Genomic DNA, 24,499 nt, shown 5'->3' with positions numbered 1-24,499 from the left:
TCCTGATATCAGCCAAGCCCCGCTTGGGCGGGAAAGCAACGACCGCAGGGCGGCTCGCGGGAGGGGGCTCCCGGCCTGCACCGGTGGCGCTTGGGCCCTGGATCGATGGGTTTCGCTGCGCTCCACACCCTCCTACGGGCGGGCGTGGCATGTGGGGTCCGTAGGATGGGTAGAGCCTAGCGAAACCCATGCTGTGGTGGCTGATGACGTGGGTGTGGGCTAGGGCTGGGAACGATAGGGTTCGCTGCGCTCCACGCCCTCCTACGGGCGGGCGTGGCATGTGGGGTCCGTAGGATGGGTAGAGCCTGGCGAAACCCATGCTGTGGTGGCTGATGACGTGGGTGTGGGCTAGGGCTGGGAACGATGGGTTTCGCTGCGCTCCACGCCCTCCTACGGGGCGGGGATCACCGGGCCGAGGCGCAGTTGCATGGCCACGCGGTCGGCCAGGCCGAAGGCCTTTTCCTCCTTGAGGCGGCGGATCAGCTCGTCGTGCAGCTCGGCTTCCTCCAGCGGGCGGAAACCGAGCCGGGCGTAGTAGGGGGCGTTCCAGGGGATGTCGGCGAAGGTGGTCAGGTACAGCGCATCGTGGCCGCGTGCCTCGGCCCAGTCGCGGGCGGCGGCGATCAGGCGACGGCCGATGCCGCGACGGCCCAGGGAAGGCAGCACGTCCAGTTCCGCCAGCAGGGCGATGCCGCCGAGCACCTCCACCAGGGCGAAGCCCACGGCCATGCCGCCGCCCTCCTGTGCCACCCACAAGCGGCCTTCGGCCTGCCCCTGGGCCAGCAGTGCCTGGGGCACGGTCGCCTCGCGCAGGAGTTCGGGAATGGTGCCCTCCGGGAACAGGCTGGCGGCGGCGCGCTCGATCTCGGCCAGCACCGCCAGGTGATGGGGCTCGGCCGGGACTACCGGGTAGTCCTCCTGGGCGGGCATCAACGCCACTCGCCTTGCTGGTCCACCAGCGTGCGCTCGCCCCGGGTCACGCTCAGGTGGCCGTCTTCGCCGACGACGTAGCGGGTATCGCCGTTGTTGAACTCGTAGCCCAGGGCTTGGCAGGGGGTGACGCCATCGGCACACAGGCGCATGAGCTGGCGGCCCTTGAGTTCCAGGGTGTTGCCGCTCTTCTTGCTGGTGCCGCGGTAGAGCACGTTGTCGCAGCCGACGGTGCCTTCCTCGCACTGCTCGATGATTTCGATGCGGTAGCCGGGGGTTTCCAGGGTCTGTGCCGGCAGCGGACCGGCGACGAGGAGCAGGGGCAGGGCGAGGGTGTATCTCATGACAGGGCGTTCCGGGGCTGGAGTTGGCTGCGGTACTGGCCGGGCGTGATGCCCTTCCAGCGTTTGAAAGCATGGATGAAGTTGGACAGTTCGCCATAGCCGAGGCGTTCGGCGATCTCTTCCAGTCGGATGCCGTCGGTGGCCAGCAGTTCCTCGGCCAGGGCGTTGCGCACTTCCTCCTGCAACTGGCGGAAGGAGGTGCCTTCGGCGTCCAGGCGGCGACGCAGGGTGCGCGAGGTCATGTGCAGCTCGTTGGCGATGCGCTCCATGTCCGGCAGCAGACCCGGCTGGGACAGCAGGCGATCGCGGATGCGCCCGGCGAGCCCCACGCGCACCCGGCGGCGCGCCAGCAGTGCCTTGCACTGGGCTTCGCACTGCTGCGCCACCTGCGGGTTGGCGCCGGGCAGCGGCAAATCGAGCAGGGCGCGGGCGAAGACGATGCGATTGTCCTGTGCGCCGAAGCCCGGCGTCACGCCCAGCAGTTCGCGGTAGGGCGTGGCGTCGGCCGGCGCGGGCAGGGCAAGGCTCACGCGCTGCAGCGGCAGGTCGGCATTGTTCAGGTCGCGCTGCACGCTGAGGGCCCCGGAGATGTCGCGCTCCAGCAGGAAGCCGCGCAGGTCCTCGGGCAGGCCGCGCCCCTCCAGCACCAGGTGCGCTTCGTCGTCGTGCTCTTCCAGGCGCATGGTGTGGAAGGCGTAGGTCAGATCCAGGTAGCGCAGGCCCAGTTCGGCGGCACTGCGGTAGGTGGGGCTGCTGAGCAGGGCGAAGCCCCAGATGCCATAGGTGCTGAGGTGGTAGCGGCGGCCGGCCTTGAGGCCGATGCCGGGGATGTGCCCGAGGGCCTGGACGATATTGCGCACCAGCGCCAGTTCCTGCTGCGAGTCGACCTCGGCGCCGGGGTCGGCCAGGGCGTTCCAGTCCAGGCCGGTACCGGCCAGGCAACGCTCCACGGCGAGCCCGTGGTCGAGGCCGAACTGGGTGAGCAGCTGCACGCTGATGGCACTGCGGCGGGGTGGCCAGTGGGAAATGTCCTGCATGTCGTGTCGCGTTCCTTGGCGGTTGAACGGGCATTTCTGTCCGAAAAGCACAATTCGCTGTCCGATCATGCCATAAACAGCGTGCGCCGCCGCGCATTAGCATCCTCTCATCCGCACGTTCGGCTGGCCTGGTCCCCGACGGTTGCGGCGAGCATGGGAGAAAACAATGAACAACAATCCCCAGCACCCGGCGCCCCTGCGCGTGCTGATCATCGGTGCCGGCTTCGGTGGCCTCGGCCTGGCCATCCGCCTGCAGCAATGCGGCATCGAGGATTTTCTGATCCTCGAGAAGGCCGCCGACCTCGGCGGTACCTGGCGTGACAACACCTACCCCGGCGCGGCCTGCGACGTGCCTTCGCACCTCTACTCCTTCTCCTTCGAGCCCAAGCTCGACTGGTCGCGCAAGTTCGCGCCCCAGGCGGAGATCCACGCCTACCAGCAGCAGTGCGCCGAGCGCCACGGCCTGCGCCGGCGCATCCGCTTCGGCACCGAGGTGGCCGGCGCCCGCTTCGACGAGGCGGCGGCGCTGTGGCGGGTGGAGACCACCACGGGCGAGCATTTCAGCGCCCGTGCCCTGGTCAGCGCCTGCGGGCAGCTGAACCGGCCGGCCATGCCGCGCCTGCCCGGCATCGAGAATTTCACCGGCGAGGTGTTTCACTCGGCGCGCTGGAACCACGACTACGACCTGGCCGGCAAGCGCGTGGCGGTGATCGGCACCGGCGCCAGCGCCATCCAGTTCGTGCCGCAGATCGCGCCGCAGGTGGCGCAGCTGCACCTGTTCCAGCGCTCCGCCGCCTACGTCATCGCCAAGCCCGACCGCGCCTACCGCCCATGGGAGCTGGCGCTGATGAAGCGCCTGCCGGCGCTGCAGAAGGTCGACCGGCTGCTCAAGTACATCCAGCACGAGGCGCGCGCCCTGGCCTTCACCGTCTTCCCGCCGCTGATGAAGGTGATGCGCCTGGGCTTTCACCTGCACCTGGCGCGCAGCATCCGTGACCCGGAGCTGCGTCGGCGCCTGCAGCCGGACTACCCGCTGGGCTGCAAGCGCATCCTCATCTCCAACGACTTCTACCCGGCCCTGTCGCGGGACAACGTCGAGCTGGTGGAGCAGGCCATCACCGGCGTCAGCGAGCGTGGCGTGCTCACCGCCGACGGCCGCGAGCGCGAGGTGGACGCGATCATCTATGGCACCGGTTTCGCCGCCACCGATTTCCTCGCCCCCATGAGCATCCAGGGTCGCAGTGGCCGCGACCTCAACGAGGCCTGGCGCGAGGGCGCCGAAGCCTACCTGGGCATCAGCGTCAGCGGCTTCCCCAACCTGTTCATCCTCTACGGGCCGAACACCAACCTGGGGCACAACTCGATCCTCTACATGCTGGAAAGCCAGTTCGCCTATGTGCTCGGCTGCCTGCGCGCGCTGCAGCGCGACGGCCTGCGCTACATGGACCTCAAGCCCGAGGTGCAGCGCCGCTTCAACGACAGGCTGCAGCACGCCGTACGCCATACGGTGTGGGAGCGTGGCTGCAACAGCTGGTACAAGACCGCCGATGGCCGCAACACCAACAACTGGCCCGGCTTCACCCTGACCTACCGCCAACAGACCCGCCAACCGGAGCTCGACCACTATGAATGCGTCCGTTGATTTCACCGCGCCCGATGCCGGCCAGCCGCTGTTGCGTGCGGTGCTGCGTGGGGGCTTGCGGGTGCTGTTCCGGGGCCTGGTGCGCCCGCCGATGCCCATCGCCGGGCAGCGGGCGGTGATCCGCGCGCTGACCTCCACCCCGGTGGCGATGCGCGGCGTCACCCGCAGCCGCGACAGCCTCGGCGGGGTGCCCTGCGAATGGCACCGCCCGGCACAGGACAACGGCAGCGTGCTGCTCTACCTGCATGGCGGTGCCTTCCTCATCGGCGCCGCCGCGACCCACCGCGCCATCACCGCCACCCTGGCGCGCCGTGGCGGGTTGTCGGTCTGTGCGCTGGACTACCGCCTGGCGCCCGAACACCCGTTCCCCGCCGCCCGCCAGGACGCCGTGGCCGCCTACCGCGCGCTGCTGGCCCAGGGCTACGCTAGCGAACGCATCTTCATCGGTGGTGATTCCGCCGGGGGCAACCTCAGCCTGATCACCGCCCTGGAGCTCGGTCGCCAGGGGCTGCCGCAGCCGGCGGGGCTGGTGCTGCTGTCGCCGGTGACCGACTTCAGCGGCGAGCAGATGCACCAGCCGCTGGCCGGCGACCCGCTGCTCAATCCGCTGTGGATGGAACAGGCCATCAGCCTCTACGCCCCTGCCGGACTGGATCGCCGCGACCCCGGGCTGTCGCCGATCTACGCCGACCTGGCCGGCCTGCCGCCGATCCTGGTGCAGGTGGGCGAGGACGAGCTGCTGCTCAACGACAGCCTGCGCCTGGCGGACGCGGCGCGGGCGGCCGGGGTGCCGGTGCGCCTGGAGCGCTACCCGGGGCTGTGGCATGTGTTCCAGGCCCACGCCGGCATGCTGCGTGCCGCTGACCAGGCGCTGGCCAGCATCCTCGCCTTCATCCACGCCCGCAGCGGCGAGGGGGCTTGAAATGCACAACATCCTCATCACCGGCGCCGCGTCCGGCATCGGTCGGGCCACCGCGCGACTGTTCCACCAGAAGGGCTGGACGGTGGGCCTGCTGGACATCGCCCCGCAGCCGCTGGAAGAACTCTCCACCGAACTGGGCGGGCTCTGGTACCAGGCCCTGGACGTCACCGACCTGGCCGCCGTCGAAGGCGCCCTGGCGGACTTCTGCGGGCGCCACGACGGCCAGTTGCGGCTGCTGTTCAACTGCGCGGGCCTGCTGCGCTTCGGCCACTTCGAGACGATCGATGTGGCCGAGCATGCGCGCATCCTCGCGGTGAACGTGCTGGGCCTGGTGCAGATGACCCACGCGGCCTTCCCCTATCTCAAGACCACCGCCGATGCCCAGGTGATCAACATGGGCTCGGCCTCGGGCCTCTACGGCACGCCGCACATGGCCAGCTACTCCGCCTCCAAGTTCGCCGTGCGCGGCTTCACCGAGGCCCTGGAGCTGGAGTGGCGGCGCCATGGCATCCGTGTCGGCGACCTGATGCCGCCCTTCGTGCGTACCCCGATGGTCGAGAGCCAGCGCTTCGAACCGCCGACCCTGCGCCGCCTCGGGGTGAACCTCAAGGCCGAGGACATCGCCGAGGCCGCCTGGCAGCAGGCCCATGGCGCCGCCGTGCACCGGCCCATCAGCCTGCTGTTCAAGCTGATGTACTGGTCCGGGCAGGTGTCGCCGCCGTGGGTCAGCCGGCTGATCATGGGCCGGCTGAGCCGGGAGTAGGGCGGCCGACGGGTTCATGGCTGCAGCCGACATCCGGTGGGCCCCCGCTTCCGCGAGGGTGACGGTGCCTGCGCAGGCTTCCATGCACGCGGTCATCCCCGCGCAGGCGGGGCTCCGCTGGACAGGCATCTCCGGGTGGCTTTGCGCGTGAGTCGGCAGCGTATAGTCTGGCCGGCCGCACCTCCCTGGTGCGCCCCGCAAGGACGCTTTCCATGACCCCCTGGTTCGCCTACGCCTGTCTCGCCCTGTCCATGCTGCTGGTCGGCGGCAATATCGCCATCGGCAAGCTGGTGCTGGCCGAGGTGCCGCTGTTCGTCTTCGCCTGCCTGCGTTTTCTCATCGCCGCCCTGGTGCTGGCGCCGGGCATGGTGTCGACCAGGGTGCGCCGGGGGCTGGATGCCACGGCCGGCAAGGGGCTGTTCCTGCAGGCGTTCTTCGGCTGCTTCCTGTTCAGCCTGTTCATGCTCTATGGCGTGCAGCACACCAGTGCCACCAGTGCGGGCATCATCACCAGCGCGACGCCGAGCGTGGTGGCGCTGCTGGCCTGGTTCTGGCTGCGCGAGCGGATCGGCGCACAGGGCGCGCTGGCAATCGCCCTGGCGGTAGCGGGAATCGCCCTGCTCAACCTGCTGGGCGGCGGCGAGGGCGGTACAGGCAGCGTGCTCGGCAATACGCTGGTGCTGGGCGCAGTGCTGGCCGAGGCGATCTTCGCCATCTATTCGCGGCGCCTGTCCCTGGCGCTGCATCCCTGGGCCATGGCCTTCGGCGTGAACCTCGCGGGGCTGGCGCTGTTCCTGCCCTTGGCACTGTTGCAGGCCCCCGCGTTCGACTGGATGGCGATAAGCCCGGCGACCTGGGCCTGGGTGTTGTTCTATGCGCTGAGCGCCAGCGTGCTGTCCTTCCTGCTCTGGTACCGCGGCATCAGCCAGGTCCAGGCCAGCGTGGCCGGGCTGTTCACCGGGCTGATGCCGGTGGGCGCAGTGCTGGTCGGTGGCCTGCTGCTGGGCGAAGGGCTGAACGCCGGGCAGGCCCTGGGCATGGCCCTGGTGCTGGGTGCCATCGGCCTCGGTGGGCGGGCGGAGCGACGGGCGGTTTCGCCCGACGGTGCCTGAAGTGCCGCCCGTCGTGCCAGGCGAAGGAAAGTTCGCTCGGCGGCGGGCAGACCGGCCGAGCTGACGCTAACCTGCACCTTGATGCAGTCGATCGTTGTGCGTGAGAAAAGCAGCGGCCATCTCCTTCACGGGGGCTGGCCAGGGTGGTGCCCCGCGTCCGCAGGGCCGCCCGTGGCGACGCCGCCAGGCGTCGCGAGGCCGAAGCCTTCGGCCGTCTACAAGCGAAACTCATCAATCGCCAGAGAGGAGGTCGTTACCATGAGCACAACCTTCCACGATGACGTCAGCAGCAATGTTCTACGGCGCATGAAAGAGGGCGGTTTCGATTTCGCCCGGGTCCATCCCATCGAGTTCTACGCCATCTTCCCCGACGAGGACCGGGCCCGGATGGCTGCGCGAAAGTTCTGCGGTGAATGGCTGAACGCCCAGGTGTCGCCCCGCGACGACGGGGCCTGGCACCTGCAGGTGAGCAAGGTGATGTACGCCACCCACGCCGGCATCGGCGATTTCGAACACGACCTGGAGGAGCTGGTCGTGCCCCTCGGCGGGACCCTGGATGGATGGGGCGTGACCCAGGAACTCCCCGCGCCTGCGCGCTGAGTTCCCCAACGCCTGGTAATCACCGGCCAGCCCTGTGCTGGCCGGTGTCGTTCCAGGTGCCTGAAAAAACTTACCTTTTCCTGACTCGACCTCGGCATGGGCTTTGCCTCAGACTCCGGAAACGGAGGGCTGACATGACCGATATCCTGATTCTTACCCATGCCGATTTCTGTCCGGCTGGCCATCTCGCGAGCGTGCTGGACGCGCAAGGCCGGGCCTTCACCGTGTTGCGCGTGGACCAGGGCGAGCTGGACGGCCATGACCTCGATCGCCCGCGCGCGGTCGCGGTGATGGGCGGGCCGATGAGCGTCAACGACCCACTGCCCTGGATCGAGGCAGAAATCGAAGCACTGCGGCATTTCATCGCGCGGGACATCCCCATCATCGGCCACTGCCTCGGCGGCCAGCTGCTGGCACGGGCGCTGGGGGCGGCGGTGCATCGCATGCCCTATACCGAGATCGGCTGGCAGCCGCTGGAGAAACGCGCGCTGGCAGTGGGCAACCCCTGGGTGGCGCACCTGCCCATGCAGTTCCCGGTCTACCAGTGGCACAGCGATACCTTCGACCTGCCCAGCGGTGCGCAGTGGCTGTTCGACAGCCCCTGGTGCCCCAACCAGGGCTTCTCCTGGGGCGACAAGGTGCTGGCCCTGCAAGGCCACCCGGAGATGACCGAGGAACTGGTGCAACTGTGGCTCACCGACTGGGCCCACCTGCTCGACGAGACCCAGCCCAGCCAGCAGTCCAGGGAGCGCATGCTCAAAGACCTGCCGGCCAAGGTGGAGGCGCTGCACCAGGTGGCGGAAGGGTTCTACCGACGCTGGCTGGACCTGGCCTTCCAGGACCAGCCCCTGCGCTCGGCCCCGGCCTTGAGCGCCTAGCGCCGAGTTCTTCTTGCAACAGTGTCGGGTTGCACCCGACCTACATCAGGCGCAGACCCTGTAGGGGCGAATTCATTGGCTCTGTCTGCGTTAAGTGTTGCTAGAGGATTTGAGTCCAGCTGATTGCCGAGCTCTGATGATGTTTCTGGTTTCGCCCCCCGGGCGAGTCTCTTTCTTCAGTCGCCAAGAAAGAAACCAAAGAGGCTTGCCCCATCATCCGGCCCCGGCTTCGCCGGGGTTCCCTCACTCCATCGTCGCTATCGGGGGCCGGCGCGATGGGCCATCCATGGCCTGGCGCGCCTCTCGCGGCATCCATGCCGCTCGTCCCCCGGCGCAACGACTGCGTTCGGCCTCCTGGAGGGGCGTTGGCGGCTGCTCCAACTTCTTCGTCCAGCGCATCGCCATGTGGTGCGCACGGGCTTTCGTAGGATGGGTCGGGCGGCGTTCCGCGAGCGAAGCGAAACCCATGCGGTGAAGGTGGCACAAACCCTCAAGCGCCCGGAAAGTACCGTGCTTGAGCGCCTGCATTAAAACCACAACAGCTAACGCCGACAGAGCCAATTCATTCGCCAAGCGACGCGCAGCGCCGCCGCTCTCCTGCCGCGGTAAACCCCAAGGCCCGACGCCGTGCCGTGATCGACAGCGCCTGGTGGAGGTAGAAAGCGACCTCCACCCTACGCAGCGGTCAGGCCCGGGGTGGGAGCGAATTCATTCGCGAAGAGGGCCGCACGGCGCCTCGGGCAGGCCCGCTAACGCCCACCCATGATCGCGATGTAGTCCTGGGTCCAGCGGCTGTAGGGCACGCATTGGCCGTCACCGCACTTGGCCTGGGGTGTCTTCCAGAAGGCGATCTTGTCGAACTGGTCGTAGCCGTTGGTGGCGCAGCCGCCGGCGCCGAGCAGTTCGCTGTCGGTGCAGCCCTTGGGCACTGCCGGCACCGAGCCGAACCAGGCCGCCACGTCGCCCTGCACCTTGGGCTCCAGGGACCAGTTCATCCATTTGTAGGCGCAGTTGGGGTGCTTGGCCTCGGCGTGCAGCATGGTGGTGTCGGCCCAGCCGGTGGAGCCCTCCGTGGGGATGGTGGAGGCGACGGGCTGCTTTTCGCCGCGCAGGGCGTTGACCTGGTAGGGCCAGGAGCCCGAGGCGGCCACGCCTTCGTTCTTGAAGTCGCTCATCTGCACGGTCGCGTCGTGCCAGTAGCGGTGGATCAGCGGTTGCTGGCCGCGCAACAGGGCGATGACGGCGGCGTACTGCGCCTCGCTCAATTCATAGGGATCGCGGATGCCCAGCTCGGGCCGGGTGCGGCGCAGGTAGAGGGCGGCGTCGGCAATGTAGATGGGGCCGTCGTAGGCCTGTACCCGGCCCTTGTTGCTCTTGCCGTCGGGCAGGGTGGTCTCCTCGAACACCACGTTCCAGCTCGTCGGCGGCTTGGGGAAGACCTGGGTGTTGTACATCAGCACGTTCGGCCCCCACTGGTAGGGCGTGCCGAAGTGCTGCCCGGCCACGGTGTGCCAGGGGGCGTCCCTGAGCCGCTCGTCGACGTTCTTCCAATTGGGGATCAGCGCGGTGTTGATCGGCTGCACGCGCTTGCCCGCCACCAGGCGCAGGGAGGCATCGCCCGAGGCTGTGACCAGGTCGTAGCCGCCCTTGGCCATCAGGCTGACCATCTCGTCGGAGGTGGCGGCGGTCTTCACGTTGACCTTGCAGCCGCTGTCCTTTTCGAAGGCGGTGACCCAGTCGTAGGCCTTGTCGGTCTCGCCGCGCTCGATGTAGCCGGGCCAGGCGACGATGTCGAGCGCGCCTTCGCCCGCGCCGATCTGCCTGAGCGGTTCTGCTGCCTGCAGCGCGCCGCTGAGCAGGGCGCTGGCGCAGGCGAACGCCGAAAGGGTGCTTCTGATCGAGGACATGGTCGACTCCTGATGCGGATGCGGCGGAGCCTGGGCGGCGACCGCCAGAGCAGCGGGCCGTGAGGCGGGAGGTGCTCAAGCCAGCGTAGTTCGCGGCCTGTGGCCTGACAAGCAAGGTTACCGACGGCGCGGGCAGGCTGCCGGCCTTGTCCTAGACTGCTTGCGTGGGCGCATTCGCGATGAGCGAAGAATTAGGGAACAAGTACGCGCAGCTCCCCGTCCTAATCCGTATCGCCGCCAAACGGGGCGGTGGCACCCGTTCCGCTCCCGAAGCTGCACCATCGCAGTGCGTCGGAGCTGGAGTCCGTGTGCAACTCATTGATACGTAAAGGGTTGAGTCGCTGGCACGAGGCTTGCGACTGCAAGATGGTCGGTGGTGACAAGGAGTCCGGCATGGCCCGCACCTTTTTTGACGAGATGTACGACGCGAGTGGCGAATGCCGCCCGCACTACCGGGAATTCGCCCGCTGGTTGGCCGATACCCCCGAAGAGCTGCTTGCCCAGAGGCGGCGCGAAGCCGACCTGCTGTTCCACCGGGCGGGCATCACCTTCACCCTCTACGGGGACGAACAGGGCACCGAGCGCCTGATCCCCTTCGACACCATTCCCCGATCCATCCCCATGAGCGAGTGGCGTGTCGTCGAACGCGGCTGCATCCAGCGCGTCAAGGCGCTGAACATGTTCCTCGCCGACCTCTACCACGGCCAGCGCATCATCAAGGCGGGGATCATCCCGGCCGAGCAGGTGCTGGCCAACGAGGGCTACCAGATCGCCATGCAGGGCCTGGACCTGCATCGCGACATCTATGCCCACATCGCCGGCGTGGACCTGGTGCGCGACGGCGACGGCACCTACTACGTGCTCGAGGACAACCTGCGCACCCCCAGCGGCGTCAGCTACATGCTCGAAGACCGCAAGATGATGATGCGCCTGTTCCCCGAGCTGTTCGCGGCGCAGCGCGTGGCGCCCATCGACCACTACCCGAACCTGTTGCTGGAGACCCTCAAGAGCTCCAGCCCGCTGGACAACCCCAGCGTCGTGGTGCTGACCCCGGGGCGCTTCAACAGTGCCTACTTCGAGCACGCCTTCCTCGCCCGCGAGATGGGCGTCGAGCTGGTGGAAGGCGCCGACCTGTTCGTCCGCGACGACCGTGTCTACATGCGCACCACCTCCGGCCCGCAGCCGGTGGACGTGATCTACCGTCGCCTCGACGACGCCTTCCTCGACCCGCTGGCCTTCAACCCGGACTCCATGCTCGGCGTGCCCGGCCTGCTGGCGGCGTACCGTTCCGGCAACGTGGTGCTGGCCAACGCCATCGGCACCGGGGTGGCGGACGACAAGTCGATCTACCCCTACGTCGGCGACATGATCCGCTTCTACCTCGACGAGGAACCCATCCTCGCCAACGTGCCCACCTGGCAGTGCCGCAAGCCCGAGGAGCTGTCCCATGTACTGGCCAACCTGCCGGAGCTGGTGGTGAAGGAAACCCAGGGCTCCGGCGGCTACGGCATGCTGGTCGGCCCGGCCGCCACCAAGGCGGAGATCGAAGCCTTCCGCGAACGCCTCAAGGCGCGCCCGGAGGCCTACATCGCCCAGCCCACGCTGAGCCTGTCCACCTGCCCGACCTTCGTCGAGAAGGGCATCGCCCCGCGCCACATCGACCTGCGCCCGTTCGTCCTCTCCGGCCGCGAAACGCGCCTGGTGCCGGGCGGCCTGACGCGCGTCGCGCTGCGCGAGGGCTCGCTGGTGGTGAACTCGTCGCAGGGCGGCGGTACCAAAGACACCTGGATCGTGGAGGACTGATCGTGCTGAGCCGTACTGCCTCCGATCTCTACTGGATGTCGCGCTACCTGGAGCGCGCCGAGAACCTCGCGCGCATGCTCGATGTGAGCTACTCGCTGTCGCTGATGCCCCAGGACGGCCGTGGCGATGGCCTGGAAGAACTCGCCATGCCGCTGCTGATCACCGGCACCCTGGACGCCTACCTGACCCGCCACGGCCAGCTTCACGCCGAGCGCATGCTGCACTTCTTCGCCCTCGACGCGGAGAACCCGGCGAGCATCTACAGCTGCCTGGGCGCCGCCCGCACCAACGCCCACGCCGTGCGCGGGCGCATCACCGCCGACATGTGGGAGAACATCAACGCCACCTGGCTGGAGATGCGCGGCATCGCCGGCGAGGGCCTGGGGCGCTACGGGATCAAGCGCTTCTGCGAGTGGGTCAAGGAACGCTCGCACCTGTTCCGTGGTGCCACCTTCGGCACCATCATGCGTCACGACCCCTACCGCTTCATCCGTCTCGGAACCTTCATAGAACGGGCGGACAATACGCTGCGCCTGCTCGATGCACGCTACGAGATGCTCGGCGAGGAGGCGGAGGAGGTCAGCGATACGTCCGCACGTGGCTACTACCAGTGGAGCGCCTTGCTCCGCGCGCTGTCGTCCTTCGAGGCCTACACCGAGGTGTTCCGGGGTTCGCCCGGCGCACGCCAGGTGTCCGAACTTTTGCTGCTGCGCCCCGACGTGCCGCGCTCCCTGCGTGCCTGCATGGAGGAGCTCAACCTGATCCTTTCCAGCCTGCCCGGCGAGAACGGCCGGCCGGCCCAGCGCCTGGCCGCCGAGCTGGACGCACGCCTGCGCTACACGAGCATCGACGAGATCCTCGGTGAGGGCCTGCACGGCTGGCTCACCGACTTCATCCTGCTGGTTCGCCAACTGGCCAGAGCGATCCACAGCTCATATCTGGAGGCCGTATGAAACTGTCCATCCGCCACGAAACCACCTATCGCTACGACGACCAGGTTCGCGCGAGCATCCAGTACCTGCGCCTGACGCCCCACGACAGCGAGCGCCAGCACATCCTCAGCTGGCAGCTCGACCTGCCGCGCCCGGTACGCGCGCAGATCGATCCCTACGGCAACATCCTCCACGTCTTGACCCTGGATGAACCCCACGAGGCCATCGTCATCGGTGCCCGTGGCCAGGTGGAGATCGACGAGCACAGCGAGGCCGAGCACGACAAGCTTTCGGCGCTGCCGTTCCTGCGCTCCACCCGCCTGACCACGGCGGACGAGGCGTTGCGTGCCTTCGCCCACACCCACTGCAAGCCCCGGCCCGAGCGCAGCGGCCTGATCACCCTGATGGACGCGCTGCACGAGCACATCGACTACCGGACCGGCGTCACCGCCGTGGACAGCACCGCCGCCGAGGCCTTCGCCGGCCGCGCGGGGGTCTGCCAGGACCATACCCACGCCTTCCTCGCCTGCGCCCGCACCCTCGGCGTGCCGGCGCGCTTCGTCTTCGGCTACCTGTACAAGGAGAACAACGCCCACCTGGTCAGCCACGCCTGGGCGGAAGCCTGGCTGGGCGATGCCTGGTACAGCTTCGACGTCACCAACCGCCTGTCCCGGCCGGAGCGCCACCTCAAGCTCGCCGTCGGCCTGGACTACCTGGATGCCTGCCCGGTGCGCGGCATGCGCCGTGGCGGCGGCGAGCAGATGCACGCGCGCGTCGACATCGACGTGCCGCCCCTGCTGATGGTCCAGGAGCAGCAGTAACACGCGTCACAGGACTTCTCGCTGCATCACCGGTCATTCGACTGCCCGCCTGCCATCCCGGCAGGCACGGGCCGGTGATGCCGAAGCGCAAGGCGCGGGGGAGGCGGGGGGCACATAAAAACGGGAGAGAACCATGACCTACTGCGTCGCCATGCACCTTGCCGATGGCCTGGTGTTCGTTTCCGATTCGCGCACCAACGCGGGCATCGACCACATCGCCACCTTCCGCAAGCTCTTCACCTTCGGTACGCCCGGTGAACGCCTGATCGTGCTGCAGACGGCGGGCAACCTGGCCACCTCGCAGTCGGTGGTCAACCTGCTCAAGCAGCGCCTGGGCAGTACCCTGGTGAACCTCGACAGCGTGCCCACGCTCTACGACGCCACCGCCCTGGTGGCCGAAACCATCCGCGAGGTGGTGGCCCGCGACGGCGCGCCGCTGGCGGGCAACACCGACCTGACCTGCTCCTTCCTCGTCGGCGGGCAGATCGCCGGCCAGCCGCCCGCGCTCTACAGCATCTACCCGCAGGGCAACTTCATCCAGGCCACCGAGGACACGCCCTTCCTGCAACTGGGGGAGAGCAAGTACGGCAAGCCGATCCTCGATCGCAACCTCAAGCATGACACCAGCCTGGAGGAGGCGCTGCGTTGCGCGCTGGTCTCCTTCGATTCCACCATCCGCAGTAACCTCTCGGTCGGCATGCCGCTGGACCTGCTGGTCTACCACACCGACAGCCTGATCCTTCCCGCCGGCTACCGCGTCACCGAGGACGACGAATACTACGAAGGCGTGCGCCGCCAATGGGCCGCCGGCCTGCACGAGGTGCTGGAGAAGCTGCCGGCGCCACCGGCGGAATACAACGTCTGACGTCGAGGTCACGGGCGGCGCGAAAGAGCGGGCGAATGAATTCGCCCCTACGGAGTTCTGGACGCCTGTAGGTCGGGTGCAACCCGACGAGGACCATGCACGAAACCACGCGGGTTTCACCCGCCTTACGGACCGTAGGTTGGGCTGAGGTACGAAGCCCAACGTCGCCAGGCCGAACATGATTGCGTTGGGCCTCGCTGCGCTCGGCGCCAACCTACGGCACCGGTTGTGGGAGCGGCTTCAGCCGCGAAAGGGGCGGGCAGGGTGCCGGCTTCATCGCGAATGAATTCGCTCCCACGGGTTGGGCCTATCCCTCACGCCGGCACCTCGCTGCGGCGGATCTGTTCGAGGATGCTCGGGTCGTCGATCGCCCCGTCATCCAGCAGCAGGAACAGCTTGCTGATGATCTCGCTGGTGCGCGCGTCGCTGTCGGCGAAGGGCAGGTAGAGGTCATCCGCCGGCTTGCCGGCCGGGACGATGCACAGGTAGTTGCCCGGCTCGATATGGATGACGCCGCTGCCCAGGTGCAGCCGGTAGCGCGCGCGGCTGCCGGTGATGTGGGCGTGGTGGCCCTCGCAGCGCACGTTGGCCAGCCCCAGGTTGCCCACCAGCGCCTGCACCAGTTCGGCGCGGCGCTGGATGACCTCGGCGCTGCCGGCGTGGGTGCCGGTCTCGCCGGTGAAGGCCACGGAGACGATCAGGTCGGCGTCGCGCAGGGTCTCGGAGAACACCAGCGGCGGAACCTCTTCCAGGGGCAGGGGCGCGCGGTCGCGGACGAATTCGATGGCCTGCAGGGTGATGGTCTCGGTCAGCGGCAGGTAGCGCTGCGCATCGGGGAAGTCGACGAAGGCATACAGGCCCTGGCCCCAGTTGCGGAATACCTCTTCGCCGTCGTGGGTGGTCCAGCCCCGGGCCCGCAGCAGGCGCGCGGCCACGGCGCTGCGCAGCACGTGGCCGGCGAAGCGCAGGGACTTCAGGCCGTTCTCCCGTTCGGCCGGGGTCAACAGGTACAGCTCGCGGAACACCTGCTTGAACGGCTGCACCCGGCGCTGGGCCACCAGGGCCTGCTGCCAGGCGGAGAGCGCGCCGGCTTCGAACAGGTGCAGGGGGTGGGCGATCAGCAGCGGGCCTTCGATGGGGCGCGCCGGTCCCGCCAGGGAGCAGAGGGTGAAGGCGTCGCCGTCCAGCCAGCCCAGTTGGCCGTCACCGTCGCGCAGTACCAGGTGGTCCAGCAGCAGGCGCGCCGCCGGCATGCGCAGCAGCTGGCGCAGCTGCGTCAGCTCCAGGGCCTCGCCACGCGCCATCATGGCTTCCAGGGTCAGGCGGAAGCGGCGGATCTGGTCCTTCATGCGGGCCTGCAGGGTCTTCAGCTCGGCCAGGTCTTCGTGCTTGCGCAGGGCGGCGGGTACGGACTTCAGGCGCTTGCCGCCCTTGCCGGCGACGATGACCGGGTTGAGCCCCTGCAACTCCAGCCACAGGTCGTAGCCGTCCAGATGCAGGCGGTCCGGCGTCTGCTCGGCGATCTCCGCTTCCATCGCCCATTCCAGCCGCGTGGCGTCGCCGTGGCCGGCGGTGCGGGCGAGGTTCTCCAGCCCGGCCTGGATGGCGGCCTGGGAGTTGGCCTGGCGCTCGGCGCCGTAGCGCTCGACTTCGCGGTGGTAGCGCTTGAGGGCCAGGTAGCGCTCGCGGGTTTCGTCCGCGCCGCTGATGGGCAACAGGCCGTAGGCGCGCAAGGCGGCCTGGGCGTGGCGCTGCAGCTTCTTCTCCAGGGCCTTGCGCTCCAGGCCACGGAAGGCATCCAGCAGCAGGCGGGTGTTGGGGAAGGCCCAGGGGGTGCCTTCCAGGGCGGCGAGGTAGTCGGCCAGGTGCCCGGCGTCGGCCTGGTCCAGGGCGGCTTGCAGGGCGTCGCGGTCCACCACGCCCAGCTCCGGGTCGTCGCTGCTCTGCAGGTCTTCCACCAGGCGCCCGCTGTGGTCGACGGCCAGCGCCAGGTCGAGGTAGAGGCGCTGCAGCGGCTTCAGGTCGCTCCAGCCGAGGGCGTCCAGCACGGCTTCGCTGGCGGCGCCGCTGAACGGCAGGGCGGTGAGCAGGCTGGTGCGGGGGAAGTCGGCGAGCTGCTTGGCCAGTTCGGCCTCGTCGTCCTTTTCCAGTTGGCCGACGTCGAGCAGGGCGATCAGCACTCGGCCGCAGATGTCTTCGTAGTGAACCCTGAGGGTGCCCGGTTCCAGGCCGAGGCGTGCCACTTCGCGTACGCCGGCCAGCAACCAGTGCGGGGAGGAGGTGCCGCGTTTGCCGATCAGGCGGAACAGTCCGCTGGTGTCAGGCAACTGGGCAAGGTTGCGCTCGATGAGCTCCGCGTTGAGTGCGTCCAGACGTTGCTCGGCCGGGCTGTGCCCTTCATTCAGCGGCGGCAGCGTGCACAGGCTGTCGGCCCAGGTGCGCACTGCTCGCTCGTGCAGGGCCCCATCCAGGCGGTCGGTTTCGGCCAGGGCCACGGCGAAGTGCCGCAGGGCCTCCGCTGCCTTGCCCTGGTAGGCCTCGGCGAGGTGCTTGTGAAACACGTTTTCACTGGGGCAAGGGTGGTCCCACTCGCCCCCTAGCAGCCAGTGGGCCAGGTCCAGCCAGGCGTCGTCGACGGCGAATCCTGCGAGCAGCTCCAGGCAGTCCTCGAGGTCAGGCGTGGCCCAGGCACTGGCGGGCTGGTGCCAGTAGGCGTCGGTGCTGTAGCCGAAGAGCAGGCCGTGGTCGCTGTCCTCATAACCATGGGTCAGCATGTGCCGCACACGCCGTTCCAGGGCCTGGAAGCCATAGGCGTCGGGGTAGGCCGCAACGCCGGCACGGCTGACGATCTGGGCCAGGCGTTGGCGGGTGTAGCGGTGTTCGGTTTCGTCGTGGCCCAGGCTGCGCGGGAAGACCAGGGCGTCCACCAGGGCGGGCTGGCCGTCGGGGCCGGCTTCGGCGAGGAAGGCGTCGGCCAGGGCGAGGCCGTCGACCTCGTCCCAGAACGGATGCTGGTAGCCGTCTTCGGCCAGCAGCGCGTCGCGTTCGGGCAGGGCATCCAGGGTGCGGTCGAGGAAGGCGTCGAGCAGGGCGATGCGGGCCTGCTGATGGGGGGCGGCTTGGTAATGCTGCATGGGGGAGTCCGTTCGTGTTGGGGATCAGCCGCCGACCAGGGGCACCAGGCGCAGGAAGGTGAGCCGGGCCTGGGCGGGCAGGTCGAGGGAATGGTCGAGGTCGTTGAGCATCTGGCCGTCGAGAAGGATGCGGTAGCGGCGCTGGCGGAAGCCCTCCAGGGCGCGCCGCACTTCCGCTTCGGCGTCGATCCGGGGGGCATCGGGGCGCTCGGCGTGCGGCTTGATGGCGCCTCGGGCGGCCTGGCGGCGGATGTCGTCGTCGCTGAGGTAGTCGGCAGGGACGCTGGCCTGGAGGCGGTCCAGCCAGCCGGCGACCGTCCGTTCGGCCACCTGGTGCAGCACCACCCGGCGGATCAGCTCGCCCAGGCTGAGCCGGGAGTCGTCCAGGTGCAGGTTGAGGTCGGGGGTGAGGGCTTCGTTGCGGGCCCCGCGAAGGACCAGGCTTTCGACGTGCAGCTCGGTGCTCATGCTGGCTCTCCCGGCCGGCGGTTCAGGTGGGTGAGCGTAGCGCCGGGGCGGGCGCCGGAACAGTCCATCCGCGCGCGTCCGTGAGGGGCGTCACGGCGTTTTGCGACCGCTCATGTGGCGCAGGTAGGCGACCAGTTGCTGCAGTTGCGCATCGTCGATCACCGCCGCCGGGAAGGCGGGCATCCGGCCCTGGGGCCAGCGGCGCATGGCCTGCGGGTCGCGGATGTAGCGCTGGAGGAAGCCTTCGGCGAAGTATTCGGTGGGGTTGTAGGGCAGGTTGAGGTCGGGGCCGAACTGGGCATCGCCGGCGCCGTTGAGGCGGTGGCAGGCCAGGCAGTTCTTCTGGAACTGGGCGAAGCCGGCCTGGACGTCGGCGCCCGCATCGGCTGCCGGCAGCAGCGCGGGGAAGCGCTCGGCGACCGCTGCCAGGTAGCGGATCCTGACCACCTGGAAGGGCCATTGCTCCGGGCCTATGCCGCCGGCCTGCGGGTCGGTCCACACCAGGTAGAAGGGCCCGGCGCTGGGCTTGTCCTTGGCCAGGGGCGGCCAGGGTTTGCCCGGGTCTTCCACGGCCAGCCAGGCCCGGGCGCCGTCCTTGGCGAGCAGGGGCGCGGCGGGCAGTTCGGCGGCGAAACCATCCGCCGCCACGGCCTGCAGGTGCTGGCCGGGCTCGACCCCGTCCAGCAGCGCCGCCAGGGGCAGGGCGCGGTAATGCATGGCGCGCTTGTAGGCGACATCCGCGGGTACCTCGATATCCCGCGCCTGGGGGTGGGCCAGCAGCCTGGCGCTGTCCCAGCGTTGCGTGCCGCCGGGCAATTCGAGCAGCAGCTCGGCGGCGTGCAGGGTGGGGGTCAGCAACAGCAGGCAGAGCAGCAGGTGGCGCATCAGGGCGTGTCCAGAATCGGTTTGAGGGTGGAGTAACCGCCGGCATTCTGCACATTGGTGTAGCCCCTGGCACGCAGATCGTCCTGGGCGATGCCGGAGCGGCGGCCACTGCGGCAGTAGAGGACGATGGGGGTGTGCTTGTCCGGTGCCAGTTCCGCGATTTTCGTACCGATGTCTTCGAAGCCGATGTAACGGGCACCGGGCAAGGCTCCTGCCTCGATTTCTTCCGGTGTACGCACGTCGATCAGCACGGCGCCCGGTTGCTTGAGGGCTTCCAGCGCCGCTGCCTGGTCGACATCGGCGGCGAGTGCGGGAAGGCTGAAGGAAAGGGCCAGTGTGGCGAGCATCTTGCGCATGGTGTAACTCCCTGAAAAACAAGAACCCTTGGACCCTAGCACAATTGCCGGAGGTCATCGCCAGCCGTTAGGATCGGGCCTTCCAGCCATTCCACGCCCCTCCGGGCTAAGGAGCGGGCCATGCTGGCCGCGCTGTTCGCCGTCATGGCGCCGATCCTCATCACTGCTGGCATCGGCTATGCCTGGGCACGCTCCGGGCAGAATTACCCAACAGACTTTATCGCTCGTCTGGTTCTTAACGTCGGCACGCCGAGCCTGGTGCTTTCCACCCTCAGCCAGGCGGAAATCGACAAGCACGCCTTCGGCCAGATCGCGCTCGCCTGCCTGCTCACCACCCTGGTGATGGGCGTGATCGGCCTGGGCCTCGGCCGGGCCATGAAACAGGACTGGCGCGTGCTGGTGCCGGCCTTCCTGTTCCCCAATTCCGGGAACATGGGCCTGCCGGTGGCGCTCTACGCGTTCGGCGAGCCGGGCCTGGCCCTGGCGGTGGGCTTCTTCCTGGCCCTGGCGGTGGTGCAGTTCAGCCTGGGGCTGCTGCTCTCGGGCAGCGAGCGTTCGGTGAAGAAGCTGTTCATCAACCCTATCGTCATCAGCCTGGCCCTGGCCATCCCGCTGATCGTCTTCGACCTGTCCCTGCCGCGCTGGCTGGCCAACACCATCGAGCTGCTGGGCGGCATGACCATCCCGCTGATGCTCCTGACCCTCGGCGTATCCCTGGCCAGCATCCGCGTCGGCCACCTGGGCAGCGGCCTGCTGCAGGGGGCACTGCGCATCCTCTTCGGTGCGGGCGTGGGCTGGGGAGTGGGCCTGGCGCTGCAACTGGAGCCACTGACCCTGGGCGTGCTGGTGATGCAGTCGGCGATGCCGGTGGCGGTATTCAACTACCTGCTGGCGGTGCGCGCCGGGCGTTCGCCGGAGCAGGTGGCGAGCCTGGTGATGTGTTCGACGCTGCTGTCGTTCGTGACCATTCCGCTGCTGCTGGCCTGGTGGCTACCTGCGCTGCGTTGACCGCTCGCGGCGGTGCGCAGCACAGGACGATGCCCGCGTTGTCAGCTGACCAGCCGGGTCAGGTTGGGGAGGATGAGGATGACGGTGGTGGCGAAGACGATGAGGCTCGCTTGCCGCATTTTCGGCTGTTTGAACATGGCCTGCTGCCTTTGTTTTTGTTGGAGGCGCCGTGCGTCGGGCGTCAACGGCCTGCCTGTCGGCCTGGCCGCCTCCTTGGCGGTGGGTGGATAGAGCCGCTCCGGCAAAACCCGGCAACGACCTCTGACAACCTGAACTCTAGGGGCCGGCCCCCGATCCCTTTAGAACGCTTGGGATCAATAGGTGAATGCTTAGAACCCCATCGCCGGGTGGCGCCGGAACCCCGCGTGGCAACCCCTGCGCCAGACGCATCGCGTTGACCTGGGAGTCAGGTGACCGTTCGTCTGAGCGCAGAAGTCAATGGCGCTGAGCAGTTCGGTCATTGAGTGCGGCCCGCGTGCCGCTAAGGTAAGCCCCACAGCGGTTGGCCCCTGGCCGGCCCGTCTGCCTAACGACAAGAGAGAACGCCATGACCGAAGCATATATCTACGACGCGGTGCGCACGCCCCGCGGCAAGGGCAAGAAGGACGGGGCGCTGCACAGCGTCAAGCCGGTCAACCTGATCGCCGGGCTGCTCAGGGCCCTTCAGGCGCGCAACACGCTGGATACCAGCCAGGTCGACGATATCGTGCTCGGTTGCGTGACCCCGGTGGGCGACCAGGGCGCCGACATCGCCAAGACCGCCGCGCTGGTGGCCGACTGGGACGAGACCGTCTCGGGTCAGCAGATCAACCGCTTCTGCGCGTCGGGCCTGGAGGCCGTGAACCTCGCCGCGATGAAGGTGCGCTCCGGCTTCGAGGACCTGGTGGTGGCCGGCGGCGTGGAATCCATGTCACGCATCCCCATGGGCTCCGACGGTGGCGCCTGGGCGATGGACCCGGAAACCAACCTGCACACCAGCTTCGTGCCCCAGGGCATCGGTGCCGACCTGATCGCCACCCTGGAGGGCTTCAGCCGCCAGGACGTGGACGCCTTCGCCCTGCGCTCCCAGCAGAAGGCCGCCCGCGCCAGCGCCGACGGCTCGTTCAACAAATCCCTGGTGCCGGTCACCGACCAGAACGGCATCGTGCTGCTGGACCACGACGAGTTCATCCGGGGCGAATCCACCCTCGAAGGCCTCGGCGCGCTCAAGCCGAGCTTCGAGATGATGGGCCAGATGGGCTTCGACGCCACCGCGCTGCGCAAGTACAGCCACGTCGAGCGCATCCACCACGTGCACACCCCGGGCAACAGCTCCGGCATCGTCGACGGCGCCGCCGCCATGCTCATCGGCTCCGCCGCCAAGGGCAAGGAGCTGGGCCTCAAGCCCCGCGCACGCATCGTCGCCACCGCGGTGACCAGCACCGACCCGACCATCATGCTCACCGGCCCGGCGCCGGCCACCCGCAAGGCCCTGGCCAAGGCCGGGCTGTCGGTGGCGGACATCGACCTGTTCGAGGTCAACGAAGCCTTCGCCTCGGTGGTGATGAAGTTCATGAAGGACATGGGCGTGCCGGAGGAGAAGGTCAACGTCAACGGCGGTTCCATCGCCATGGGCCACCCCCTGGGCGCCACCGGTTGCGCCATCCTCGGCACCCTGCTCGACGAGCTGGAGAAGCGTCAGCTGCGCTACGGCCTCGCCACCCTCTGCGTGGGCGGCGGTATGGGTATTGCCACGATCATCGAGCGAGTTTGAGGCCGGAGAACAAAAATGACTGACGCCATCCGTTACGAAAAAGGCCCGGACAACATCGTCGTCCTGACCATCGACATGCCCGGCCAGAGCGCCAACACCATGAACGCGGTGTACCGCGAGGCCATGGGCGCCACCGTGGACCGCCTGGAAGCCGAGAAGGATTCCATCGCCGGGGTCATCGTCACCTCCGCCAAGAAGACCTTCTTCGCCGGCGGCGACCTCAATGAGCTGATCAAGGTCACCCAGGCCGACGCCAACGGCTTCTACCAGATGATCCTCAAGATCAAGGGCCAGCTGCGCCGCCTGGAAAGCCTCGGCAAGCCCGTGGTCGCCGCCATCAACGGTGCGGCCCTGGGCGGCGGCTGGGAAATCTGCCTGGCCTGCCACCACCGCATCGCCATTGACGAGGGCCACGTCCAGCTCGGCCTGCCGGAAGTCACCCTGGGCCTGCTCCCCGGTGGCGGCGGCGTGGTGCGCATGGTGCGCCTGCTGGGCATCGAGAAGGCGCTGCCGTACCTCGCCGAAGGCAAGAAGGTGCGCCCGGACCAGGCCCTCAAGGCCGGCCTGATCCACGACATCGCCAAGGACCGCGACGAACTGCTGGCCAAGGCCCGCGCCTTCATCGCCGCCAACCCCACGGCCGTGCAGCCCTGGGACGTGAAGGGCTACAAGATCCCCGGCGGCACCCCGTCGACCCCGGCCGTGGCGCAGATGCTGGCCATCGCCCCGAGCGTGCTGCGCGACAAGACCAAGGGCTGCTTCCCGGCGCCGGAGAAGATCATGTGCGCCGCCGTCGAAGGCGCCCAGGTGGACTTCGACACCGCCCAGCTGATCGAGGCGCGCTACTTCACCGAGCTGACCACCGGGCAGGTGGCGAAGAACATGATCGGCACCTTCTGGTTCCAGCTGAACGAGATCAACGCCGGCAGTTCCCGGCCCAAGGGCCCGGCCCGCTATGAAACGAAGAAGGTCGGCGTGCTCGGCGCCGGCATGATGGGCGCGGGCATCGCCTACGTCTCCGCCGCCGCCGGCATCGAGGTGGTGCTCAAGGACGTCTCCATCGAAGCCGCCGAGAAGGGCAAGGCGTACTCCGCCGGCCTGCTGGACAAGAAGGTCGCCCGTGGCCACATGAGCGCGGAGAAGCGCGACGCCTTCCTCGCCCGCATCAAGCCGACCGTGGATGACGCCGACTTCGAAGGCTGCGACCTGATCATCGAGGCCGTGTTCGAGAACCGCGAGCTGAAGGCCAAGGTCACCGCCGCCGCCGAGGCCAGCGCCCTGGCCGATGCGGTGATCGCCTCCAACACCTCCACGCTGCCCATCACCGGGCTGGCCACCGCCGTGGCCAAGCCGGAGAAGTTCATCGGCCTGCACTTCTTCAGCCCGGTCGACAAGATGCCGCTGGTGGAGATCATCCGGGGCGAGAAGACCTCGGACGAGACCCTGGCCCGTGGCTTCGACTACGTGCTGCAGATCAAGAAGACCCCCATCGTGGTCAACGACAGCCGCGGCTTCTTCACCTCGCGGGTGTTCGGCACCTTCACCAACGAGGGCATCGCCATGCTCGGCGAGGGCGTGTCGGCGGCGATGATCGAGAACGAGACGCGCCAGGCCGGCATGCCGGTGGGCCCGCTGGCGATCTCCGACGAGGTCTCCATGAGCCTGATGACCCACATCCGCAACCAGACCGCCGCCGACCTCAAGGCCGAAAGCAAGGCGATGCCGCAGCACCCGGCCTTCGCCGTGATCGACCTGATGGTCAACGAGTACAAGCGCCCCGGCAAGGCGGCCGGTGGCGGCTTCTACGAGTACCCGGCAGGCGGCAAGAAACACCTGTGGCCGGAGCTGAAGGCGCGCTTCGAGAAGGCCGACCGGCAGATCCCGGCGCAAGACGTGCGTGACCGCATCCTGTTCATCCAGGCCATCGAGACCGTGCGCTGCGTGGAGGAGGGCGTGCTGCTGTCCACTGCCGACGCCAACATCGGTTCGATCTTCGGCATCGGCTTCGCCGCCTGGAGCGGTGGTGCCCTGCAGTTCATCAACCAATACGGCGTGCAGGATTTCGTCGCCCGTGCCCGCTACCTGGCCGAGCAGTACGGCGAACGCTTCGAGCCGCCGGCGCTGCTGCTGGAGAAGGCGGCCAAGGGTGAGGGGTTCTGATCCTCTGATGGCGCCACGACAAAGCCGGCCTCGCGCCGGCTTTGTCGTTCCTGGGGCTCAGGCGAAAGCTGTCGGCATGGCGCTGCGGGGGATGATCGCGCCGGGATGCCCGATCACGGCAGCGGCAAGGCGGTGCCCGTCTTCGGCGGATACGGCGGGCGGTCGCCGCAGGGTGCGCC

21 protein-coding genes are annotated in these 24,499 nt (G+C 68.3%); 13 read left to right on the top strand and 8 right to left on the bottom strand.

What is annotated here, in order from left to right; genetic code table 11:
- Positions 1 to 390: 390 nt before the first annotated feature.
- Genes DMX10_RS28695 through DMX10_RS28685 form a run of 3 tightly spaced genes read right to left on the bottom strand, consistent with a single transcriptional unit; the run spans position 391 to position 2,311 of the window.
- On the bottom strand, positions 391 to 930 hold the full coding sequence (locus tag DMX10_RS28695; RefSeq protein WP_111264294.1) for a GNAT family N-acetyltransferase: 540 nt from the start codon (positions 928 to 930) through the stop codon (positions 391 to 393).
- Positions 930 to 1,274, bottom strand: a complete 345-nt coding sequence (locus tag DMX10_RS28690) for a hypothetical protein (protein ID WP_111264293.1) — start codon at positions 1,272 to 1,274, stop codon at positions 930 to 932. The genes DMX10_RS28695 and DMX10_RS28690 overlap by 1 nt, the downstream gene beginning before the upstream one ends.
- Positions 1,271 to 2,311, bottom strand: coding sequence for an AraC family transcriptional regulator (locus DMX10_RS28685; RefSeq protein ID WP_111264292.1), 1,041 nt, complete (start codon positions 2,309 to 2,311; stop codon positions 1,271 to 1,273). The genes DMX10_RS28690 and DMX10_RS28685 overlap by 4 nt, the downstream gene beginning before the upstream one ends.
- A gap of 166 nt (positions 2,312 to 2,477) precedes the next feature.
- Between DMX10_RS28685 and DMX10_RS28680 the strand changes: the two genes are divergently transcribed.
- The 6 genes from DMX10_RS28680 to DMX10_RS28655 all read left to right on the top strand — a co-directional run bounded on the left by DMX10_RS28680 (position 2,478) and on the right by DMX10_RS28655 (position 8,228).
- Positions 2,478 to 3,953, top strand: coding sequence for an NAD(P)/FAD-dependent oxidoreductase (locus DMX10_RS28680; RefSeq protein WP_111264291.1), 1,476 nt, complete (start codon positions 2,478 to 2,480; stop codon positions 3,951 to 3,953).
- Positions 3,937 to 4,875, top strand: coding sequence for an alpha/beta hydrolase (locus tag DMX10_RS28675; RefSeq protein WP_111264290.1), 939 nt, complete (start codon positions 3,937 to 3,939; stop codon positions 4,873 to 4,875). The genes DMX10_RS28680 and DMX10_RS28675 overlap by 17 nt, the downstream gene beginning before the upstream one ends.
- Before the next feature lies 1 nt (position 4,876).
- Positions 4,877 to 5,638, top strand: coding sequence for an SDR family oxidoreductase (locus DMX10_RS28670; protein WP_111264289.1), 762 nt, complete (start codon positions 4,877 to 4,879; stop codon positions 5,636 to 5,638).
- Between the two features lie 212 nt (positions 5,639 to 5,850).
- Positions 5,851 to 6,750 carry a DMT family transporter gene (locus tag DMX10_RS28665; protein WP_111264288.1) on the top strand — a complete coding sequence of 300 codons (900 nt, stop codon included), beginning with the start codon at positions 5,851 to 5,853 and terminating at the stop codon, positions 6,748 to 6,750.
- A 258-nt stretch (positions 6,751 to 7,008) separates the two neighbouring features.
- The gene (locus DMX10_RS28660; RefSeq protein ID WP_111264287.1) at positions 7,009 to 7,350 is read left to right on the top strand and encodes a ribonuclease E inhibitor RraB; all 342 of its coding nucleotides are present in this window, start codon (positions 7,009 to 7,011) and stop codon (positions 7,348 to 7,350) included.
- 134 nt (positions 7,351 to 7,484) lie between these two features.
- On the top strand, positions 7,485 to 8,228 hold the full coding sequence (locus tag DMX10_RS28655; RefSeq protein WP_111264286.1) for a type 1 glutamine amidotransferase: 744 nt from the start codon (positions 7,485 to 7,487) through the stop codon (positions 8,226 to 8,228).
- Between the two features lie 749 nt (positions 8,229 to 8,977).
- On the opposite strand, the gene ydcS is transcribed toward DMX10_RS28655, so the two are convergent.
- The gene (ydcS, locus tag DMX10_RS28645) at positions 8,978 to 10,135 is read right to left on the bottom strand and encodes a putative ABC transporter substrate-binding protein YdcS (RefSeq protein WP_111264284.1); all 1,158 of its coding nucleotides are present in this window, start codon (positions 10,133 to 10,135) and stop codon (positions 8,978 to 8,980) included.
- Between the two features lie 393 nt (positions 10,136 to 10,528).
- On the opposite strand from ydcS, the gene DMX10_RS28640 reads away from it, so the two are divergent.
- The 4 genes from DMX10_RS28640 (at position 10,529) to DMX10_RS28625 (ending at position 14,556) form a co-directional block, all read left to right on the top strand.
- The gene (locus DMX10_RS28640; RefSeq protein ID WP_111264283.1) at positions 10,529 to 11,938 is read left to right on the top strand and encodes a circularly permuted type 2 ATP-grasp protein; all 1,410 of its coding nucleotides are present in this window, start codon (positions 10,529 to 10,531) and stop codon (positions 11,936 to 11,938) included.
- A gap of 2 nt (positions 11,939 to 11,940) precedes the next feature.
- Positions 11,941 to 12,891: an alpha-E domain-containing protein gene (locus DMX10_RS28635; protein WP_021222640.1), complete on the top strand. Its 951-nt coding sequence runs from the start codon at positions 11,941 to 11,943 to the stop codon at positions 12,889 to 12,891.
- Positions 12,888 to 13,691 (top strand): transglutaminase family protein, encoded by an 804-nt coding sequence (locus DMX10_RS28630; protein WP_111264282.1) that lies wholly within the window; start codon positions 12,888 to 12,890, stop codon positions 13,689 to 13,691. Before DMX10_RS28635 ends, DMX10_RS28630 begins: the two co-directional genes overlap by 4 nt.
- A gap of 133 nt (positions 13,692 to 13,824) precedes the next feature.
- On the top strand, positions 13,825 to 14,556 hold the full coding sequence (locus DMX10_RS28625; RefSeq protein WP_111264281.1) for a proteasome-type protease: 732 nt from the start codon (positions 13,825 to 13,827) through the stop codon (positions 14,554 to 14,556).
- A 314-nt stretch (positions 14,557 to 14,870) separates the two neighbouring features.
- Here the strand turns inward: DMX10_RS28625 and DMX10_RS28620 are convergent, their stop codons facing one another.
- From DMX10_RS28620 to DMX10_RS28605, 4 genes are all read right to left on the bottom strand, one after another.
- Entirely contained in the window at positions 14,871 to 17,690 is a 2,820-nt protein-coding gene (locus tag DMX10_RS28620; protein ID WP_256604873.1) for a DUF4132 domain-containing protein, read from the bottom strand.
- Between the two features lie 24 nt (positions 17,691 to 17,714).
- The gene (locus tag DMX10_RS28615) at positions 17,715 to 18,158 is read right to left on the bottom strand and encodes a hypothetical protein (protein ID WP_111264280.1); all 444 of its coding nucleotides are present in this window, start codon (positions 18,156 to 18,158) and stop codon (positions 17,715 to 17,717) included.
- Positions 18,159 to 18,248: 90 nt separating this feature from the next.
- Positions 18,249 to 19,043 carry a cytochrome c gene (locus DMX10_RS28610; protein WP_111264279.1) on the bottom strand — a complete coding sequence of 265 codons (795 nt, stop codon included), beginning with the start codon at positions 19,041 to 19,043 and terminating at the stop codon, positions 18,249 to 18,251.
- Positions 19,043 to 19,399, bottom strand: coding sequence for a rhodanese-like domain-containing protein (locus DMX10_RS28605; protein ID WP_111264278.1), 357 nt, complete (start codon positions 19,397 to 19,399; stop codon positions 19,043 to 19,045). Before DMX10_RS28605 ends, DMX10_RS28610 begins: the two co-directional genes overlap by 1 nt.
- A 120-nt stretch (positions 19,400 to 19,519) precedes the next feature.
- Here DMX10_RS28605 and DMX10_RS28600 point away from each other — a divergent pair, with 120 nt between their 5' ends.
- The 3 genes from DMX10_RS28600 to DMX10_RS28590 all read left to right on the top strand — a co-directional run bounded on the left by DMX10_RS28600 (position 19,520) and on the right by DMX10_RS28590 (position 24,320).
- Positions 19,520 to 20,407 carry an AEC family transporter gene (locus DMX10_RS28600; RefSeq protein WP_111264277.1) on the top strand — a complete coding sequence of 296 codons (888 nt, stop codon included), beginning with the start codon at positions 19,520 to 19,522 and terminating at the stop codon, positions 20,405 to 20,407.
- Between the two features lie 547 nt (positions 20,408 to 20,954).
- Positions 20,955 to 22,160, top strand: coding sequence for an acetyl-CoA C-acetyltransferase (locus tag DMX10_RS28595; protein ID WP_111264276.1), 1,206 nt, complete (start codon positions 20,955 to 20,957; stop codon positions 22,158 to 22,160).
- Positions 22,161 to 22,175: 15 nt separating this feature from the next.
- Entirely contained in the window at positions 22,176 to 24,320 is a 2,145-nt protein-coding gene (locus tag DMX10_RS28590; RefSeq protein ID WP_111264275.1) for a 3-hydroxyacyl-CoA dehydrogenase NAD-binding domain-containing protein, read from the top strand.
- Positions 24,321 to 24,499: the final 179 nt, after the last annotated feature.

This window comes from Pseudomonas sp. 57B-090624 (assembly GCF_003234055.1).
GTDB classification, from domain to species: domain Bacteria; phylum Pseudomonadota; class Gammaproteobacteria; order Pseudomonadales; family Pseudomonadaceae; genus Metapseudomonas; species Metapseudomonas tohonis.
The sequence above is the reverse complement of the archived record's forward strand: the minus strand, read 5'-3'. Positions and strand labels throughout refer to the sequence as shown.

Coding starts and splice junctions, on each gene's coding strand:
- DMX10_RS28660 (WP_111264287.1), top strand. CDS start 7,009: ATGAGCACAACCTTCCACGATGACGTCAGCAGCAATGTTCTACGGCGC.
- DMX10_RS28595 (WP_111264276.1), top strand. CDS start 20,955: ATGACCGAAGCATATATCTACGACGCGGTGCGCACGCCCCGCGGCAAG.
- DMX10_RS28665 (WP_111264288.1), top strand. CDS start 5,851: ATGACCCCCTGGTTCGCCTACGCCTGTCTCGCCCTGTCCATGCTGCTG.
- DMX10_RS28640 (WP_111264283.1), top strand. CDS start 10,529: ATGGCCCGCACCTTTTTTGACGAGATGTACGACGCGAGTGGCGAATGC.
- ydcS (WP_111264284.1), bottom strand. CDS start 10,135: ATGTCCTCGATCAGAAGCACCCTTTCGGCGTTCGCCTGCGCCAGCGCC.
- DMX10_RS28615 (WP_111264280.1), bottom strand. CDS start 18,158: ATGAGCACCGAGCTGCACGTCGAAAGCCTGGTCCTTCGCGGGGCCCGC.
- DMX10_RS28620 (WP_256604873.1), bottom strand. CDS start 17,690: ATGCAGCATTACCAAGCCGCCCCCCATCAGCAGGCCCGCATCGCCCTG.
- DMX10_RS28680 (WP_111264291.1), top strand. CDS start 2,478: ATGAACAACAATCCCCAGCACCCGGCGCCCCTGCGCGTGCTGATCATC.
- DMX10_RS28590 (WP_111264275.1), top strand. CDS start 22,176: ATGACTGACGCCATCCGTTACGAAAAAGGCCCGGACAACATCGTCGTC.
- DMX10_RS28655 (WP_111264286.1), top strand. CDS start 7,485: ATGACCGATATCCTGATTCTTACCCATGCCGATTTCTGTCCGGCTGGC.
- DMX10_RS28630 (WP_111264282.1), top strand. CDS start 12,888: ATGAAACTGTCCATCCGCCACGAAACCACCTATCGCTACGACGACCAG.
- DMX10_RS28685 (WP_111264292.1), bottom strand. CDS start 2,311: ATGCAGGACATTTCCCACTGGCCACCCCGCCGCAGTGCCATCAGCGTG.
- DMX10_RS28695 (WP_111264294.1), bottom strand. CDS start 930: ATGCCCGCCCAGGAGGACTACCCGGTAGTCCCGGCCGAGCCCCATCAC.
- DMX10_RS28690 (WP_111264293.1), bottom strand. CDS start 1,274: ATGAGATACACCCTCGCCCTGCCCCTGCTCCTCGTCGCCGGTCCGCTG.
- DMX10_RS28605 (WP_111264278.1), bottom strand. CDS start 19,399: ATGCGCAAGATGCTCGCCACACTGGCCCTTTCCTTCAGCCTTCCCGCA.
- DMX10_RS28610 (WP_111264279.1), bottom strand. CDS start 19,043: ATGCGCCACCTGCTGCTCTGCCTGCTGTTGCTGACCCCCACCCTGCAC.
- DMX10_RS28625 (WP_111264281.1), top strand. CDS start 13,825: ATGACCTACTGCGTCGCCATGCACCTTGCCGATGGCCTGGTGTTCGTT.
- DMX10_RS28600 (WP_111264277.1), top strand. CDS start 19,520: ATGCTGGCCGCGCTGTTCGCCGTCATGGCGCCGATCCTCATCACTGCT.
- DMX10_RS28670 (WP_111264289.1), top strand. CDS start 4,877: ATGCACAACATCCTCATCACCGGCGCCGCGTCCGGCATCGGTCGGGCC.
- DMX10_RS28675 (WP_111264290.1), top strand. CDS start 3,937: ATGAATGCGTCCGTTGATTTCACCGCGCCCGATGCCGGCCAGCCGCTG.